Annotated in this window: 13 protein-coding genes, 2 tRNA genes and 4 other RNA genes; 9 read left to right on the plus strand and 10 right to left on the minus strand. The window is 56.3% G+C overall.

All coding sequences use genetic code 11. The features are described 5' to 3' along the window. Positions 1-51: 51 nt before the first annotated feature. From galU to rssA, 3 genes are all read right to left on the minus strand, one after another. A complete protein-coding gene (galU, locus tag VZP09_RS11145) occupies positions 52-954 on the minus strand; it encodes a UTP--glucose-1-phosphate uridylyltransferase GalU (protein ID WP_021313027.1) in 903 nt (300 codons plus the stop codon). 197 nt (positions 955-1,151) lie between these two features. Then, on the minus strand, positions 1,152-2,165 hold the full coding sequence (gene rssB / locus VZP09_RS11150) for a two-component system response regulator RssB (protein ID WP_004175574.1): 1,014 nt from the start codon (positions 2,163-2,165) through the stop codon (positions 1,152-1,154). An 89-nt stretch (positions 2,166-2,254) separates the two neighbouring features. Beyond that, positions 2,255-3,157, minus strand: coding sequence for a patatin-like phospholipase RssA (gene rssA, locus VZP09_RS11155; protein WP_002910108.1), 903 nt, complete (start codon positions 3,155-3,157; stop codon positions 2,255-2,257). Positions 3,158-3,269: 112 nt separating this feature from the next. On the opposite strand from rssA, the gene VZP09_RS11160 reads away from it, so the two are divergent. The 8 genes from VZP09_RS11160 to VZP09_RS11195 all read left to right on the plus strand — a co-directional run bounded on the left by VZP09_RS11160 (position 3,270) and on the right by VZP09_RS11195 (position 5,683). Continuing rightward, positions 3,270-3,728, plus strand: a complete 459-nt coding sequence (locus tag VZP09_RS11160) for a YchJ family protein (RefSeq protein ID WP_002910109.1) — start codon at positions 3,270-3,272, stop codon at positions 3,726-3,728. Between the two features lie 42 nt (positions 3,729-3,770). Beyond that, positions 3,771-4,613 carry a formyltetrahydrofolate deformylase gene (purU, locus tag VZP09_RS11165; protein WP_004151854.1) on the plus strand — a complete coding sequence of 281 codons (843 nt, stop codon included), beginning with the start codon at positions 3,771-3,773 and terminating at the stop codon, positions 4,611-4,613. A gap of 159 nt (positions 4,614-4,772) precedes the next feature. Then, positions 4,773-4,857 (plus strand) — tRNA-Tyr (locus VZP09_RS11170). A gap of 43 nt (positions 4,858-4,900) precedes the next feature. Then, positions 4,901-5,033: non-coding RNA, RtT sRNA (locus tag VZP09_RS11175), on the plus strand. A 39-nt stretch (positions 5,034-5,072) separates the two neighbouring features. Beyond that, a tRNA-Tyr gene (locus VZP09_RS11180) sits at positions 5,073-5,157 on the plus strand. A gap of 43 nt (positions 5,158-5,200) precedes the next feature. Then, positions 5,201-5,332, plus strand: a non-coding RNA gene (locus VZP09_RS11185) — RtT sRNA. A 43-nt stretch (positions 5,333-5,375) separates the two neighbouring features. Further along, positions 5,376-5,507, plus strand: a non-coding RNA gene (locus VZP09_RS11190) — RtT sRNA. A gap of 44 nt (positions 5,508-5,551) precedes the next feature. Then, a non-coding RNA gene (locus VZP09_RS11195) (RtT sRNA) lies at positions 5,552-5,683 on the plus strand. A 114-nt stretch (positions 5,684-5,797) separates the two neighbouring features. Here VZP09_RS11195 and VZP09_RS11200 read toward each other — a convergent pair. Then, complete coding sequence (locus VZP09_RS11200; RefSeq protein WP_004152249.1) at positions 5,798-6,241, minus strand: Lrp/AsnC family transcriptional regulator; 444 nt, start codon at positions 6,239-6,241, stop codon at positions 5,798-5,800. A 107-nt stretch (positions 6,242-6,348) separates the two neighbouring features. Between VZP09_RS11200 and VZP09_RS11205 the strand changes: the two genes are divergently transcribed. Then, positions 6,349-7,245, plus strand: coding sequence for a DMT family transporter (locus tag VZP09_RS11205; protein ID WP_009307604.1), 897 nt, complete (start codon positions 6,349-6,351; stop codon positions 7,243-7,245). Here VZP09_RS11205 and narI read toward each other — a convergent pair. The 6 genes from narI to VZP09_RS11235 form a co-directional block, all read right to left on the minus strand. Continuing rightward, positions 7,242-7,919, minus strand: coding sequence for a respiratory nitrate reductase subunit gamma (gene narI / locus VZP09_RS11210; RefSeq protein ID WP_002910189.1), 678 nt, complete (start codon positions 7,917-7,919; stop codon positions 7,242-7,244). The two genes, VZP09_RS11205 and narI, sit on opposite strands and share 4 nt — an antisense overlap. After that, on the minus strand, positions 7,919-8,629 hold the full coding sequence (narJ, locus tag VZP09_RS11215; RefSeq protein WP_002910191.1) for a nitrate reductase molybdenum cofactor assembly chaperone: 711 nt from the start codon (positions 8,627-8,629) through the stop codon (positions 7,919-7,921). Before narJ ends, narI begins: the two co-directional genes overlap by 1 nt. Beyond that, positions 8,626-10,161, minus strand: coding sequence for a nitrate reductase subunit beta (gene narH / locus VZP09_RS11220; RefSeq protein WP_002910193.1), 1,536 nt, complete (start codon positions 10,159-10,161; stop codon positions 8,626-8,628). The genes narJ and narH overlap by 4 nt, the downstream gene beginning before the upstream one ends. Further along, on the minus strand, positions 10,158-13,901 hold the full coding sequence (locus VZP09_RS11225; RefSeq protein ID WP_328795137.1) for a nitrate reductase subunit alpha: 3,744 nt from the start codon (positions 13,899-13,901) through the stop codon (positions 10,158-10,160). Before VZP09_RS11225 ends, narH begins: the two co-directional genes overlap by 4 nt. 178 nt (positions 13,902-14,079) lie before the next feature. Then, positions 14,080-14,181: a hypothetical protein gene (locus VZP09_RS11230; protein WP_048333118.1), complete on the minus strand. Its 102-nt coding sequence runs from the start codon at positions 14,179-14,181 to the stop codon at positions 14,080-14,082. Positions 14,182-14,306: 125 nt separating this feature from the next. Next, on the minus strand, positions 14,307-15,695 hold the full coding sequence (locus VZP09_RS11235) for a NarK family nitrate/nitrite MFS transporter (protein WP_004175568.1): 1,389 nt from the start codon (positions 15,693-15,695) through the stop codon (positions 14,307-14,309). Between the last annotated feature and the right edge of the window lie 214 nt (positions 15,696-15,909).

The raw sequence follows: 15,909 nt of genomic DNA on the forward strand, positions 1-15,909 counted from the left end.
ACCGGGAGTCGCAGATGCGCTCCCGGTTTGTGCTTTCAACCGCGCGGCGGATTACTTCGCTACCGCCGTTTCCAGCCAGGCTTTAAAATCGTCGCCCAGCGTTTTGTGACGAATACCATATTCGACAAACGCCTGCATGTAGCCAAGCTTATTACCGCAGTCATGGCTCTTGCCTTTCATATGATAAGCTTCAACCGTTTCTTTCTCGATCAGCATATCAATGGCGTCAGTCAGCTGAATTTCATCACCAGCGCCCGGAGGGGTTTTCGCCAGCAGCGGCCAGATATCGGCGCTGAGGACATAACGCCCCACCACCGCCAGGTTGGACGGCGCAACGTCAGCTTTTGGCTTCTCAACCACGCCCACCATCGGTACGCTTTCGCCCGGCTTCAGGGATTCGCCTTTGCAGTCAACCACGCCATAAGCGGTTACGTCTTCGACAGGTTCAACCATAATCTGGCTGGCGCCAGTCTCATCGAAGCGAGAGATCATCTCAGCGAGGTTATCGCGGCTCAGATCGGATTCATATTCATCCAGAATAACGTCTGGCAGAATAACCGCGACCGGCTCATCTCCCACTACCGGATGGGCGCACAGCACCGCGTGACCCAGACCTTTCGCCAGGCCCTGACGAACTTGCATAATAGTCACGTGCGGCGGGCAAATAGACTGCACTTCTTCCAGCAGCTGGCGTTTTACACGTTTTTCCAGCATCGCTTCCAGCTCAAAACTGGTATCGAAATGGTTTTCGATAGAGTTTTTCGACGAGTGCGTTACCAGAACAATTTCAGTAATTCCTGCAGCGATACATTCATTAACAACGTACTGAATTAACGGCTTATCTACCAGCGGCAGCATTTCTTTTGGAATCGCTTTGGTGGCCGGCAGCATCCTGGTGCCTAATCCCGCAACCGGGATAACCGCTTTTCTGACTTTAGAATTAAAGGCAGCCATTGAAATCTCCTGGACTGTTTGTTTTTTAAACTTCTCGTTACAAATAACGTGTCGAGTATATCAGTCAACCGCGTATTTACTGGTCTGAAAAGCTGCCGATAGCCTCGAATTAGGACTTTTACGCATAAAACTGCTCGATGTTACCACCGCTAAAGGGCAAGAGGTAATCCCGTCTGCTTAGATATAAACGCAATTGCTCATTCCGCAGACAACATTAAGCGTAAACGACCGCCAGCCCCCCAAATTTGGCACTGCCACGAGGTGCAGCGTTGGCTAATTTGGTTAAGATAAGCATCACCCAGCGTCCCCAAAGGAACGCCATTACTAATCTGAATTTGATGCTCCCCCGTATTCAGCGTGCCATTAAGTCCCGCTGACACCAGAATTAAATTTTTCAGCCCGCTGTGGTAATACCCTACTAACAGAGGGAACTGGCCCGGAAGATTTGCCTGACGCAGCAGTTGATTCACCTGTTTTAACAAACTTCCCATTTCTGGTAGCCGTTGTCCCTGGTGCGCCAGTTGCTCCTGCAGCAGACCATTAAACAACGCGCGCAGCAATAATGCTGCCAACACGCCATTATCGCCTGCGCGTGTGACATCCAGACAATAGAAAGCCAAATCATTTTCCGAAAGCGGCGCGATATCGAGTACCAGACCGGGCTTGTCTGCCGACACCAGTTGTCGATAATGAACGCGGCAGTGCGACATTTCCTGTTGCACCGGCGGCTGTAATTCCTGCAATAGTCTTGAAGCGGCGATGGGATTACTGACCAGCGCATCCCAGTCCTCAAATAAACGCTCTTCCTCTTCCACGCGCGAACTGAACATCGCGGGATAGAGACAGGCGTAAACGGTCTCGCGCAGGCGATCGAAATCTTTTACTGGCTTTAACAGCACGTCCTGGACGCCAAGTCGCAACGCTTTAGCTATATCTGCCATGTTTTCGGTGGCGGAGATCATCAGGATCGGTAACTGTTCGCCGCGGTTACGCAGCGTTTCCACCAGCTCCAGACCGTTCATTCTCGGCATAGAAATGTCGCAAATCATCAGGTCCGGATGCACCTCCGTCATTTTATGCAGGGCATCCTTGCCATCTTCCGCCTGGAAGGTTGTTGCTCCCAGCGAGGTCAGCCATCCATGCAAGAGTGAGCGGAAAACGGGTTCGTCTTCAACTATCAGAATCTGTTTTCCCGCCAATGGCTGCGTCATGATATCTCCCCTGGCTGACGATAATTCAATAGTGGCACGCTATTCTCACTATCGCCTGTCAGAATTTGCTTAAGTCAGTAACTCGTACGTCAAACGGCTGTACGCACTAATGGTAATAATTCATCCATTTTCTTTTCTACCGCCAGTTGCCCCGCGGCAATCGCCTCTCCGGCGCGATGAAAATCAAGCGTCGAAACTTGCGGACAGTATGGCTGCAACAGGATATCCGGCGGGTCACCCGCCATACGATTGCGTTTAAGACGGTTTTCCAGTACCTGGATAGATGTGGTCATGATCTCCATCGCCGTCGGCGTCACGGCCGTACGGCGGGAACTCATTCGCGTCAAGCGCGCGCGCAGACGAGTATGCCATGGCCCCTCCTTCTCTTCCGCTTCCTGCCGCGGCGTTTCAAGGGAGAACAAATCCTGCTGCATAAGATGGGCATCATGTTGCAGGTCGACGGCAATCACAATATCCGCTCCCATTGCCCGGGTGAGCGACACAGGAACCGGATTGACCACCGCGCCATCGACCAGCCAGTAACCATTATGCCTTACTGGCGACATTAACCCCGGCATACTGCAGGAGGCGCGAATGGCTAAATGTAGATCGCCTTCGGTAAACCACAGCTCCCTACCGGTGCTTAAATTGGTGGCAACAGCAGCAAACCGGCGCTCGCAGCGTTCAATCTCGGTGACGGGCATAATGCGGCGGTAATGATTGAATACCTTTTCCCCCCGCAGCAGTCCCCCCCTGCGCCAGGAGAGATCCATCAGCTTCAGGACATCCCAGTTGCTGAATGAGCAGACCCATGATTCGAGTGCCGGGAGTCGGTTACAGGCATACGCCGCCCCTACCAGCGAACCGATAGAACAACCGGCTACGATATCAATCTCAATACCGGCCCGCTGGAGGGCGTTGATGACGCCAATGTGCGACCATCCGCGAGCTGCTCCCGCACCTAGCGCCAGACCAATTTTAAGCTTTCTCATTAGTACTAATAACTATCCTTCCACTCTGAGCGTGGCAACATTGTCACGGCTCAGTTAACATAATGCCCTTTGGCGTAGAAGCGCCGTTACTCTTTCTTCCATGGAGGCAGTTTTGTCGCAATTATGCCCCTGTGGCAGCGCACTGGAGTATAGCTCATGTTGCCAGCGATATCTGTCCGGCGCTGAGCTTGCGCCGGGCCCGTCACAGCTTATGCGCTCCCGTTATAGCGCGTTCGTCATGAAAGACGCTGACTATCTAATCAAAACCTGGCACCCGTCCTGTCAGGCGCAGCAATTTCGCGCCGAGCTGGAGAAAGGGTTTTCCCAGACCGAATGGCTGGGCTTAACCCTGTTCGCCAGTGATGAGGGGCGAGCTCCAAATGAAGGTTTTGTCAGCTTTGTCGCCCGCTTTAATGACAATAACCGCCCTGGCGCCATTATTGAACGTTCCAGATTCTTAAAAGAAAATGGACAGTGGTACTATATCGACGGGACACGACCGCTGATTGGCCGTAACGACCCCTGCCCCTGCGGCTCAGGTAAAAAATTTAAAAAATGCTGCGGCCAGTAACGCTGGCGCAGCGCTTGCAAACATTACAGGATTTTCCTCGCGATGCATTCATTACAACGTAAAGTACTACGCACTATTTGCCCTGATCAGAAAGGCCTCATCGCGCGTATCACCAATATCTGCTACAAGCATGAACTCAACATTGTGCAGAACAATGAGTTTGTTGACCACCGTACCGGTCGTTTCTTTATGCGCACCGAACTGGAAGGCATTTTTAACGACGCTACTCTGCTGGCCGATCTCGACAGCGCCCTGCCTGAAGGCTCCATCCGCGAACTGAATCCGGCAGGCCGTCGCCGGGTGGTGATTCTGGTGACGAAAGAGGCGCACTGTCTGGGCGATCTGCTGATGAAAGCCAACTACGGCGGGCTGGATGTCGATATTGCCGCGGTTATCGGCAACCATGACACCCTGCGCTCGTTGGTGGAGCGCTTTGGTATTCCGTTTGAGCTGGTCAGCCATGAAGGACTGAGCCGCGAAGAACACGATCAGCGGATGGGCGATGCTATCGCCGCCCACGAACCGGATTACGTGGTGCTGGCCAAGTATATGCGCGTCCTGACGCCAGAATTTGTCGCCCGCTTCCCGAACAAAATCATCAATATCCACCATTCGTTTTTGCCGGCGTTTATCGGCGCCCGTCCCTATCATCAGGCCTATGAGCGCGGCGTGAAAATCATTGGCGCTACCGCCCACTACGTGAATGACAATCTGGATGAAGGCCCGATCATCATGCAGGACGTGATTCACGTCGATCATACTTATACCGCAGAAGATATGATGCGCGCTGGGCGCGATGTTGAAAAAAACGTCTTGAGCCGGGCGCTGTATCAGGTACTGGCGCAGCGCGTCTTCGTTTACGGTAACCGGACGATTATTCTTTAATCGACTGAGAAATGAATTGGTTAGCTTTACGGCGTTACGCGTAAAAATCAGGCAACCAGTTTATTTTTGTCAAACGAATGCTTTACAGGGGCGCATCATTTGGTATGATGCGCCCCGCTTCCCGAGAAGGAAGCAGGCCAGTACCAAGCATTACCCCGTGGTGGGGTTCCCGAGCGGCCAAAGGGAGCAGACTGTAAATCTGCCGTCATCGACTTCGAAGGTTCGAATCCTTCCCCCACCACCATTATTCACTAAAGTGATATGGTTTCCCCGACAAGCGTAAACGATGTTTGCACTTAGCGGGAAGGGTAAGAACCTTCGACTAAGGTTCGACTCGAGCGCCAGCGAGAGAACGTTGCCGCAGGCAATGGCCCGAAGGGCGAGGAGAGATAGCGACGAGTTATCCTTCCCCCACCACCATTCATTTTGCTGAATAACCTACAATGTGTTTTTACCCCTGGTGGGGTTCCCGAGCGGCCAAAGGGAGCAGACTGTAAATCTGCCGTCATCGACTTCGAAGGTTCGAATCCTTCCCCCACCACCATCTCCCCNTGCCATGCCCAGCATAATCTACCTACGNTATTCTATNTTCTGCCCNANNGGGAAGGATGAGAAGCTTCGACTAAGGTTCGACTCGAGCGAAGCGAGAGAACGTTGCCGCNGGCAANGGCCCGAAGGGCGAGGCGCTTTAGCGCCGAGTAATNCTTCCCCCACCACCATCTCCCCANGCCATGCCCAGCATAATCNACCTNCGNTANTCTATATTCTGCCCNNNNGGGAAGGATGAGAAGCTTCGACTAAGGTTCGACTCGAGCGAAGCGAGAGAACGTTGCCGCAGGCAACGGCCCGAAGGGCGAGGCGCTTTAGCGCCGAGTAATCCTTCCCCCACCACCATCTTCTTAAAAAACACCTCAATCCAATTANTCTACGATATTCTATATTCTGCCCCATGGGGAAGGATGAGAAGCTTCGACTAAGGTTCGACTCGAGCGAAGCGAGAGAACGTTGCCGCNGGCAANGGCCCGAAGGGCGAGGCGCTTTAGCGCCGAGTAATNCTTCCCCCACCACTGTTGCACTCTCAGCCACCTGTTCTGCTGTCTCATCGCTCGCGCTTCGCTTAGCGAGGCTACAAGTGGTGCCGTCTGGTAGCCCGGACAGGTGCGCAGCACCGCCTCCGGAAAAACTCACAGCGGTGGCAACCGCCTTTTTACCGGCGAGCTTTTCACCACCGAGGTGTTACACTGCGCATACTCCGCCAGACCGTCCAGCAGGGTATCCAGCTGGGCAATATCGCGCACCACGAGACGCATCACAAAACAATCTTCCCCGGTCACCTTGTCACTTTCAATACATTCCGGCATCGCCTGGATATATTTATCCACCTTCTGCAGCAGCCCAGGCAGCGGCCGGACCCGCACCAGCGCCTGCAGGCTATAGCCCAGCGCGGCGAGATTTACCCGCGCCCCATAGCCCTGAATGACACCCCGCTCCTCCAGGCGCTTCACCCGCTCGGCGGTGCTCGGCGAGGTCAGCCCCACCCGCGCGCTCAGGACCTTGAGCGAAACTCTGGCATCCTGAGTCAGGCAGGTGAGGATCGCCCGGTCAATTTCATCAAGTACGTCATTCATATATTTCACCTAATTATAAAAGGCACTTCCCCCCTTCTACCTTAATTCAGCCATATCACCCTGTCAGGGTTTTTCGCACAATAACTAAAAAATGGTGGAGGTGAAAAATGCAACTTACCCGCGGCGTCTGGCAGATGAGCCTGGCAATGATAATCTCCGGCTCGATCGGCGCGTTCGTGCTGCTCTCTGGTTTGCCGGTGACTGATGTGGTGTTCTGGCGCTGCCTGATTGGCGCGCTAACCCTGCTGGTGTTTATCGTGTTAAGCCGCCAGCCCTTCAACCGGCTAACGCGTTTCACTCTCGCTCTGGCGGTGATTGGCGGCGCGGCGCTGGTCGTCAACTGGCTGCTGCTGTTTGCCGCCTATTCGCGGATCTCAATCGGTATGGCCACCGTGGTCTATAACACCCAGCCGTTTATGCTGGTACTGATGGGGATGGTGCTGGGGGAACGGGTCAGCGCCGTGAAATGGGGATGGTTACTGCTGGCCTTTGGCGGCGTAGTGATCCTGCTGTCGAGCGAGCTGACGCCTGCACACGAAGAGGGGCTTACCACCGGCGTGTTGCTGGCGCTGGGCGCGGCATTCTTCTATGCCCTGACCGCCATCATCGCGCGCAAACTGCATCCGCTCCCCGCGCAACATATCGCCTTCATTCAGGTTCTCGTCGGCGTCGTGATGCTGCTGCCGCTGGTGCATGCCCCCGAATTGACGGCCAGCTTCCCCTGGCGCTATCTGCTGATCCTCGGCATCGTCCATACCGGGATCATGTATCAGCTTTTATATAGCGCGATACAGAAACTGCCGACGCCCGTTACCGGTTCGCTCTCCTTTATTTATCCGCTGGTGGCGATGGTGGTTGACTATCTGGTCTTCCACCATGCGTTATCCGCGGTGCAATTGCTCGGTGGGATGCTTATTCTGTTTGCCGCCGCAGGGAATAATCTCGGCTGGGGCGAAAAAAAACCCCGCCGCGGCGGGGTCAGTGAGCAGTCGCGGGCCAGTTAGCGACGGGCGCGGACAATCTGGTATTTGCGCGTCAGGTATTCGACCGGCGCGCTCCAGATATGAACCAGACGGGAGAACGGGAACAGCAGGAACAGGGTCATGCCCAGCACCAGGTGAACGCGGAAAATAAACGCCACGCCATCCAGATGCTGTGACGCGCCGCCGTGGAACGTCACCACCGACTGCGCCCAGCCGACCAGTTTCATCATTTCACTGCCGTCCATATGCTGAGCGGAGAACGGGATCGTCAGCAGGCCGAGCGCACACTGCACCATCAGCAACGAGAGGATCAGAATATCCGCTCCGGTGGTGGTGGCGCGAACGCGCGGGCTGAGCAGACGACGCTTGAGAAGCAGTAACCCGCCCACCAGGGTCATCACGCCGCAGGCGCCGCCGGCGATCATCGCCATCTTCTGCTTGACATCGATCGGCAGGAAGGACTCATACATCCAGTGCGGGGTCAGCATGCCGAGGAAGTGGCCGGCGAAAATACCCAGGATGCCGATATGGAACAGATTCGACGCCAGGTTCATCCCCTTACGGTCCAGCATCTGGCTGGAGGCGGCGCGCCAGGTGTACTGGCCATAGTCATAGCGCAACCAGCTGCCAATCAGGAACACCGAACCCGCAATGTACGGATAAATGTCAAAGAAGAACATATTCAGGAAGTGCATTATTGCTGTCCTCCGTTAGAGATATTCAGATATTGCGGGGCCACGGCTCCGGCAAAACGACGCTGGTGAGCGGAAATTTCCGACTCGCCGCAGCCCTGGTCGGCAAAGAATTTGACCTGTTCTTCTTCCCAGACGGCGTCCAGCGCCTGCGGCGTATCGTCGCGCGCTTCGTCGGCAATCTTCTCCGCCACCTTCTGGCTGTCGACCTGCGTATTGGCCAGCTTCAGCAACAGCTCGAACAGCACCGCATAGCGACTTTCGCGCTGCTGCAGGCGCGCGCTGAGCAGACCGAGGATCGGCGCGACGTCCCGCAGGCCGCCAAGCGCTTCCTCTTCCGGCAGCTGCGCCAGATACTCCAGATATAGCGGCAGATGATCCGGCAGCTCATGGCTATCCAGCAGCAGGCCGTGGCGCTCGTACTGCGCCATGAGATCCACCATCGCCTGCCCGCGATCGCGGGATTCGCCGTGGACATGTTCAAACAGCAGCAGCGAGGTGGCCCGGCCGCGGTCAAACAGTTCGCTATAGGCCGCCTGGGCGTCCAGCGGATCCTGAGCCACTAAATCGCGCAGGAAAACGCCCAGCGCGTGGGCATCCTCTTTGCTAAGTTTCTCTGATGACGCGAGCGCCTCGAACATCTCCTGCTGATGCTGCCATAAGGCAGCGTCAGGATATTCGAGCAGACGCGATACAATCACGAGTTCAATCATGCGTGCGGCTCCGTTTTGCTGGTCACGTCGATGGCGTCGATGCGACGGCTGTTGAACAGGTTGAACTGACTGTCAGAGCCGTGGCAGCCATCGCCAAAGCTAAAGCCGCAGCCGTTTTTCTCCGGAAACGCTTCTCGCGCCTGTTCACGATGGCTGCTCGGCACCACGAAACGATCTTCGTAGTTGGCGATCGCCAGATAGCGATACATTTCCTGGGCCTGCGCTTCGCTCAGCCCCACCTCTTCCAGCGCGCGGGTATCGACGACGCCGTCAACGGTTTCCGCACGCTTATAGTGGCGCATCGCCAGCATTCGTTTCAGCGCCAGCAGTACCGGCTGGGTATCGCCCGCGGTCAGCAGGTTCGCCAGATATTGCACCGGAATACGCAGGCTTTCCACGTCCGGCAGGATCCCGTTGCTACCCAGTTCACCCGCATCGGCGGCGGACTGAATCGGCGACAGCGGCGGCACGTACCAGACCATTGGCAAGGTGCGATATTCCGGGTGCAGCGGCAGGGCCAGCTTCCAGTCCATCGCCATTTTGTAAACCGGCGACTGCTGCGCAGCTTCAATGACCCCCTGCGGTACGCCATCTTTCAGCGCCTGCTCGATCACTTTCGGATCGTTGGGATCGAGGAACACGTCCAGCTGACGCTGATACAGATCTTTCTCGTTCTCGGTGCTGGCGGCGTTTTCAATCGCGTCCGCGTCGTATAGCAGGACGCCGAGATAGCGGATACGGCCCACGCAGGTTTCGGAGCACACCGTCGGCATCCCGGATTCAATACGCGGGTAGCAGAAGATGCATTTCTCGGATTTCCCGCTCTTCCAGTTGAAATAGATCTTCTTGTACGGACAGCCGGTGATACACATCCGCCAGCCGCGGCACTTGTCCTGGTCGATCAGTACGATGCCGTCTTCTTCACGCTTATAGATGGCGCCGCTCGGGCAGGTCGCGACGCAGGCCGGGTTCAGGCAGTGCTCGCACAGGCGCGGCAGATACATCATGAAGGTGTTTTCGAACTGGCCGTACATCGCCTTCTGCATGTTGTCGAAGTTCTGATCTTTGGCGCGTTTTTCAAACTCGCCGCCGAGGATCTCTTCCCAGTTCGGACCGCTGGTGATCTTGTCCATCCGCTGGCCGGTGATCAGCGAGCGCGGACGGGCGATCGGCTGATGTTTGCTCTCCGGCGCGTTATGCAGATTCTGATAGTCATAATCAAACGGCTCGTAGTAATCATCGATGCCCGGCAGATGCGGGTTGGCGAAGATTTTACCCAACAGCATCGCGCGATTGCCCATGCGCGGCTGCAGTTTACCGTTAATTTTGCGGATCCAGCCGCCCTTCCATTTTTCCTGGTTTTCCCAGTCGTTCGGGAAACCGACGCCCGGCTTACTTTCCACGTTGTTGAACCAGGCGTATTCCATCCCTTCCCGGCTGGTCCAGACGTTTTTACAGGTCACCGAGCAGGTGTGGCAGCCGATGCACTTATCGAGATTCAGCACCATGCCGACTTGTGAACGAATTTTCATTTTACGCTCTCCTGTACCTGGTCGTTGCCTTCGCCGTCTAACCAGTTAATATTCTTCATCTTACGTACCACCACAAACTCATCGCGGTTGGAGCCGACGGTGCCGTAGTAGTTAAAGCCATAGGCCAGGTGGCCGTAGCCGCCGATCATGTGGGTCGGTTTCGGCGTAATACGGGTGACGGAGTTATGGATCCCCCCGCGCTGACCGGTGATTTCAGAGCCCGGCAGGTTCACGATACGTTCCTGCGCGTGATACATCATGGTCATCCCGGCTGGAACGCGCTGACTCACCACCGCACGCGCCGTCAGGGCGCCGTTGGCGTTGAACACTTCGATCCAGTCGTTATCTTCGATACTCAGATCTTTCGCATCCGCTTCGCTCATCCAGACAATCGGCCCACCGCGCGACAGGGTCAGCATCAGCAGGTTATCGCTGTAGGTCGAGTGGATACCCCATTTCTGGTGCGGGGTCAGGAAGTTCAGCGCCTTCTCCGGGTTGCCGTTGGACTTCTCGCCCATCACCGCTTTCACCGAACGGGTGTCAATCGGCGGCCGATAGACCAGCAGGCTTTCGCCGAAGTCGCGCATCCACTGGTGATCCTGATACAGCGACTGACGTCCGGACAGCGTGCGCCACGGGATCAGCTCGTGAACGTTGGTGTAACCGGCGTTGTAGGAGACATGCTCATCTTCCAGGCCAGACCAGGTCGGGCTGGAGATAATCTTCCGCGGCTGCGCCTGAATATCGCGGAAGCGGATCTTCTCGTCTTCTTTGTTCAGCGCCAGATGCGTATGCTCGCGACCGGTGATCTCGCTCAGCGCTTGCCACGCTTTCACCGCCACCTGACCGTTGGTTTCCGGGGCCAGGGTGAGGATCATTTCCGCGGCGTCGATGGCCGTTTCCAGCTTCGGCTGGCCTTTCGCCGGGCCTTCCGCCTTGGTGTAGTTGAGCTTACGCAGCAGATCCATCTCGCTCTGGGTGTTCCAGGCGATGCCTTTCCCGCCGTTGCCGATGGTTTCCAGCAGCGGGCCGATCGAGGTGAAACGCTCGTAGGTCGCCGGGTAATCACGCTCAACCGGAATAATATGCGGCGCGGTTTTCCCGGGGATGAGATCGCATTCGCCTTTTTTCCAGTCTTTGACGTCCAGCGGCTGCGCCATTTCCGCGGCGGAGTCGTGCTGGATCGGCAGGGTCACCACGTCGGTTTCTTTACCGAGGTGGCCCACGCACACTTCAGAGAATTTCTTCGCGATACCTTTATAGATCTCCCAGTCGCTCTTCGATTCCCAGGCTGGATCAACGGCGGCCGACAGCGGGTGAATAAACGGATGCATATCCGAGGTATTCATGTCGTCTTTTTCGTACCAGGTGGCGGTCGGCAGCACGATGTCGGAGTAGAGACAGGTGCTCGACAGACGGAAATCGAGGGTCACCACCAGATCCAGTTTGCCGTCGAGGCCGTTATCCCGCCATTCGACTTCTTCCGGCTTCACGCCGCCCTGCTTGCCCAGGTCTTTGCCCTGAATGCCGTTCTCGGTACCCAGCAGGTACTTGAGCATGTATTCATGGCCTTTACCGGAGGAGCCCAGCAGGTTGGAACGCCAGATAAACAGGTTACGCGGGTGGTTTTTGCCATTTTCCGGCTGCTCGGCCGCAAAGCGAATCGAGCCCTCTTTCAGCGACTTCACGGTGTAATCCACCGGGGTCATGCCGGCTTTTTTCGCTTCGTCAGCGATACGCAGCGGGTTGACGCCAAGCTGCGGCGCCGACGGCAGCCAGCCCATCCGCTCTGCGCGCACGTTAAAGTCGATCAGGTGGCCGCTGTAACGGGATTTATCCGCCATCGGCGACAGCAGTTCCTGCGCGGTCACCGTTTCATAGCGCCACTGGCTGGAGTGGTTATAGAAGTACGAGGTACTATTCATGTGACGTGCCGGACGCTGCCAGTCAAGGGCGAACGCCAGCGGCTGCCAGCCGGTCTGCGGACGCAGTTTTTCCTGGCCCACATAGTGCGCCCAACCGCCGCCGCTCTGACCGACGCAGCCGCAGAAGATCAGCATATTGATCAGGCCGCGGTAGTTCATGTCGAGGTGGAACCAGTGGTTGAGGCCCGCCCCGACGATAATCATCGAACGACCGTGAGTTTTATCGGCGTTATCGGCAAATTCACGGGCGGTACGGATGATATGCGCGCGGGAGACGCCGGTGATCTTCTCCGCCCACGCCGGGGTGTAGGCTTTCACTTCATCGTAGCCGGCGGCGCAGTTGTCATCGTTCANACCGCGCTCCAGGCCGTAGTTAGCCATGGTCAGGTCATACACGGTGGTGACCAGGGCGGTAGAGCCGTCGGCCAGCTGCAGGCGTTTGGCCGGCAGTTTGTGCAGCAGAATGTTTTCCAGATCGACTTTGTTGAAGTGCTCAGACCCTTCGCCGCCGAAGTACGGGAAGCCGACGTTCGCCACTTCATCATGGCTGCCCAGCAGGCTCAGACGTAGCTCAATCTCTTCGCCAGTTTTACCGTCGCGCTGTTCGAGGTTCCATTTGCCTTTGTCGCCCCAGCGGAATCCGAGGGAACCGTTCGGTACGGTCATGTCGCCCTTCTCGTCAAAGGCGACGGTTTTCCATTCCGGATTGTTCTCCTGACCAAGGGAATCCACGAGGTCGGATGCGCGCAGCGTACGGCCGGCGGCATAATAACCGTCGCGCTCCTCGAGCATCACCAGCATCGGCATGTCGGTATAGCGGCGCACATAGTCGGTGAAATACTGGCTCGGCTTATCGAGGTGGAATTCACGCAGCATCACATGGCCCATCGCCAGCGCCATCGCGGCATCGGTACCCTGCTTCGGCGCCAGCCACAGATCGCAGAGTTTGGCGATTTCGGCGTAGTCCGGAGTGATGGCTACGGTTTTGGTCCCTTTATAGCGGACTTCGGTAAAGAAGTGCGCATCCGGGGTGCGGGTCTGCGGCACGTTTGAGCCCCAGGCGATGATATAGCTGGAGTTATACCAGTCGGCGGATTCCGGCACATCGGTCTGCTCGCCCCAGGTCATCGGCGAAGCCGGCGGCAGGTCGCAGTACCAGTCGTAGAAGCTCAGGCAGGTGCCGCCGATCAGCGACAGATAACGGGCGCCGGACGCGTAGGAGACCATCGACATCGCCGGGATCGGCGAGAAGCCAGCCACGCGGTCCGGACCGTAGGTTTTGACGGTATAGACGTTGGAGGCGGCAATCAGCTCATTCACTTCCTGCCAGGAGGAACGTACAAAACCGCCGCGACCGCGGGCCTGTTTGAAGCTTTTAGCTTTGTCGGCGTCTTCGATAATCGACGCCCATGCCTCAACCGGATCGCTATGCTGAACTTTCGCTTCCCGCCACATCTTCATCAGGCGTTTACGCATCAGCGGGTATTTCAGGCGGTTAGCGCTGTACAGATACCAGGAGTAGCTGGCGCCGCGCGGGCAACCGCGTGGTTCGTGGTTCGGCAGGTCCGGGCGGGTGCGCGGATAGTCAGTCTGCTGCGTTTCCCAGGTCACCAGACCGTTTTTGACATAAATCTTCCAGCTGCATGAGCCGGTGCAGTTGACACCGTGAGTGGAACGCACAATTTTGTCATGCTGCCAACGTTGACGGTATCCATCCTCCCAGTCCCGGTTGGTGTTTAGAAGCTGGCCGTGCCCATCGGCAAAGGTTTCACCCTTCTGTTTGAAGTAGCGAAACCGGTCCAGGAATTTACTCATCGGGTTTCTCCTGATATGGAGCCTGACGGCTCTCTGATAAATCGACATTGCTGGATTTGCAGCGAAGGTAACGCTATGAAAGAGGGCGAGAATTGATAGCGATCAATCCGAACTGGCTTGTTACTGCGCAGCAAAACCTCGATTACCACCAAGGTGGTATAAGATGTTATTTTTTAACTTATTGTTTTTTAATGATTTTAACCTCAAAAAGCAGCATCACGCCGGGATTTGTTAACAACGGAGGTATTAAGGGGTAGAGCCATTTCACTGGCAAGCCCACCTGTTCTGGCTCAGCGGTCGATGCGGACAATATTATCCCATAGTATGTTGTAACTAATTAAGCGCTTAAAAAAGGCGCCTCCGTGGGGAGCGCGCCTTTTTATACGCCAACGTTACCGCGGCCGATTACTGACGCTTACGACCGTATACCGCCCAGGTGATCACCACGCAGGCAATATAGAACACGAGGAACACTTTCATCGCCCCGGCCGGCGAGCCGGTCAGATCCAGCGAGATACCGAACGCTTTCGGAATAAAGAAGCCGCCGATAGCGCCAATGGCGGAGATAAAGCCCAGCGCCGCCGCGGTATCGGTCGCCGCCTCGCGCATCGCCTGCGCTTCGCTGCCGCCCTGGGCCTTCACGCGGTCCATAGTCAGCTTACGGAAGATCACGGAGATCATCTGGAAGGTGGAGGCGCTCCCCAGCCCGGCGGTCAGGAACAGCACCATAAACACCGCGAAGAAGGCGATAAAGTTACCGCCCTGGCCGTTGGTCGGCAGGGTCAGGAACAGCAGCGCGCAGAAGACAGCCATCACCACAAAGTTGACCAGCGTTACGCGGGTCCCACCGAGGCGGTCGGAGATCGCCCCGCCCATCGAACGCGCCAGCGCGCCAATGAACGGGCCGAAGAAGGCGTAATGCAGGATCTGCACATCCGGGAACTGAGTTTTTGACAGCATCGCGAACCCGGCGGAAAAGCCGATAAAGGAGCCGAAGGTCGCGAGATAGAGCAGCGCCATAATCCACAGATGCAGGCGCTTAAGTACCGGCAACTGCTCGCTCAGCGACGCTTTCGAAGCCGACAGGTCGTTCATAAAGAACCACGCCGCCAGAGTGAAAATAATCAGGAAAGGTACCCAGATCCACGCGGCGTTTTCCAGATACAGCATCGAGCCGTCCGGTTGCTCGCTACCGTTACCGCCAAAAACGGCAAAGATAGAGATCGAGACCACCAGCGGCGCGACCAGCTGCATCACGCTGACGCCCATATTGCCAAGTCCGCCGTTAACGCCGAGCGCCCCGCCCTGCTTCGCTTTCGGGAAGAAGAAGCTGATGTTGGCCATACTGGAGGCAAAGTTGGCTCCGGCGAAGCCGCACAGCAGAGAGATAATCACGAAGATGCTAAACGGCGTAGAGGTATCCTGGACCGCGAAGCCCAGCCAGACGCACGGCACAATCATGATCCCGGTGCTGAACGCCGTCCAGCGACGGCCGCCGAACAGCGGCACCATAAAGGCGTAAGGCACGCGTAATAAGGCGCCTGACAGCGCCGGCAGCGCGGTCAGCATAAACAGCTGATCGGTTGTAAACTGAAAGCCTACTTTGTTGAGGTTAACGGCAACCGCGCTGAACAACATCCAAACGCAGAACGCCAGTAACAGACAGGGAACGGAGATCCATAAATTGCGGCTTGCCACACGATGGCCGCGCTGTTGCCAGAATTCAGGATCTTCAGGCCGCCAGTCGGTTATGACCGAGCGGTTAGCCTTCTCCGGGAGGGAAGATTGACTCATAGATACCTCTGATTATTCATATTTCCTGCCGCTACCTTAGGGGTTACCCGGGGCGGTAAGTTGATATAAATCAAAGGAAAAGCGTGAGCTAATTTGTGCAAAAATAAGCCATGCCTCCAAGTGAGTAGAGAATGGTGGGGAAAAAAGTGTGGTTTTTCACGCTGCTGCCGGGTTGCGTATAATCCCCCCCCTAACATCGCCTACCACCGACAAT

The sequence above is a fragment of the Klebsiella sp. EMBS2024 genome (assembly GCF_036233805.1).
In the GTDB taxonomy this organism is placed as follows: domain Bacteria; phylum Pseudomonadota; class Gammaproteobacteria; order Enterobacterales; family Enterobacteriaceae; genus Klebsiella; species Klebsiella pneumoniae.

Bases quoted from the DNA above. Each gene is read 5' to 3' on its own strand.
- purU (WP_004151854.1), top strand. From the start codon at position 3,771: ATGCATTCATTACAACGTAAAGTACTACGCACTATTTGCCCTGATCAG.
- narJ (WP_002910191.1), bottom strand. From the start codon at position 8,629: ATGATTGAACTCGTGATTGTATCGCGTCTGCTCGAATATCCTGACGCT.
- VZP09_RS11235 (WP_004175568.1), bottom strand. From the start codon at position 15,695: ATGAGTCAATCTTCCCTCCCGGAGAAGGCTAACCGCTCGGTCATAACC.
- rssB (WP_004175574.1), bottom strand. From the start codon at position 2,165: ATGACGCAGCCATTGGCGGGAAAACAGATTCTGATAGTTGAAGACGAA.
- narI (WP_002910189.1), bottom strand. From the start codon at position 7,919: ATGCACTTCCTGAATATGTTCTTCTTTGACATTTATCCGTACATTGCG.
- rssA (WP_002910108.1), bottom strand. From the start codon at position 3,157: ATGAGAAAGCTTAAAATTGGTCTGGCGCTAGGTGCGGGAGCAGCTCGC.
- galU (WP_021313027.1), bottom strand. From the start codon at position 954: ATGGCTGCCTTTAATTCTAAAGTCAGAAAAGCGGTTATCCCGGTTGCG.
- VZP09_RS11205 (WP_009307604.1), top strand. From the start codon at position 6,349: ATGCAACTTACCCGCGGCGTCTGGCAGATGAGCCTGGCAATGATAATC.
- narH (WP_002910193.1), bottom strand. From the start codon at position 10,161: ATGAAAATTCGTTCACAAGTCGGCATGGTGCTGAATCTCGATAAGTGC.
- VZP09_RS11200 (WP_004152249.1), bottom strand. From the start codon at position 6,241: ATGAATGACGTACTTGATGAAATTGACCGGGCGATCCTCACCTGCCTG.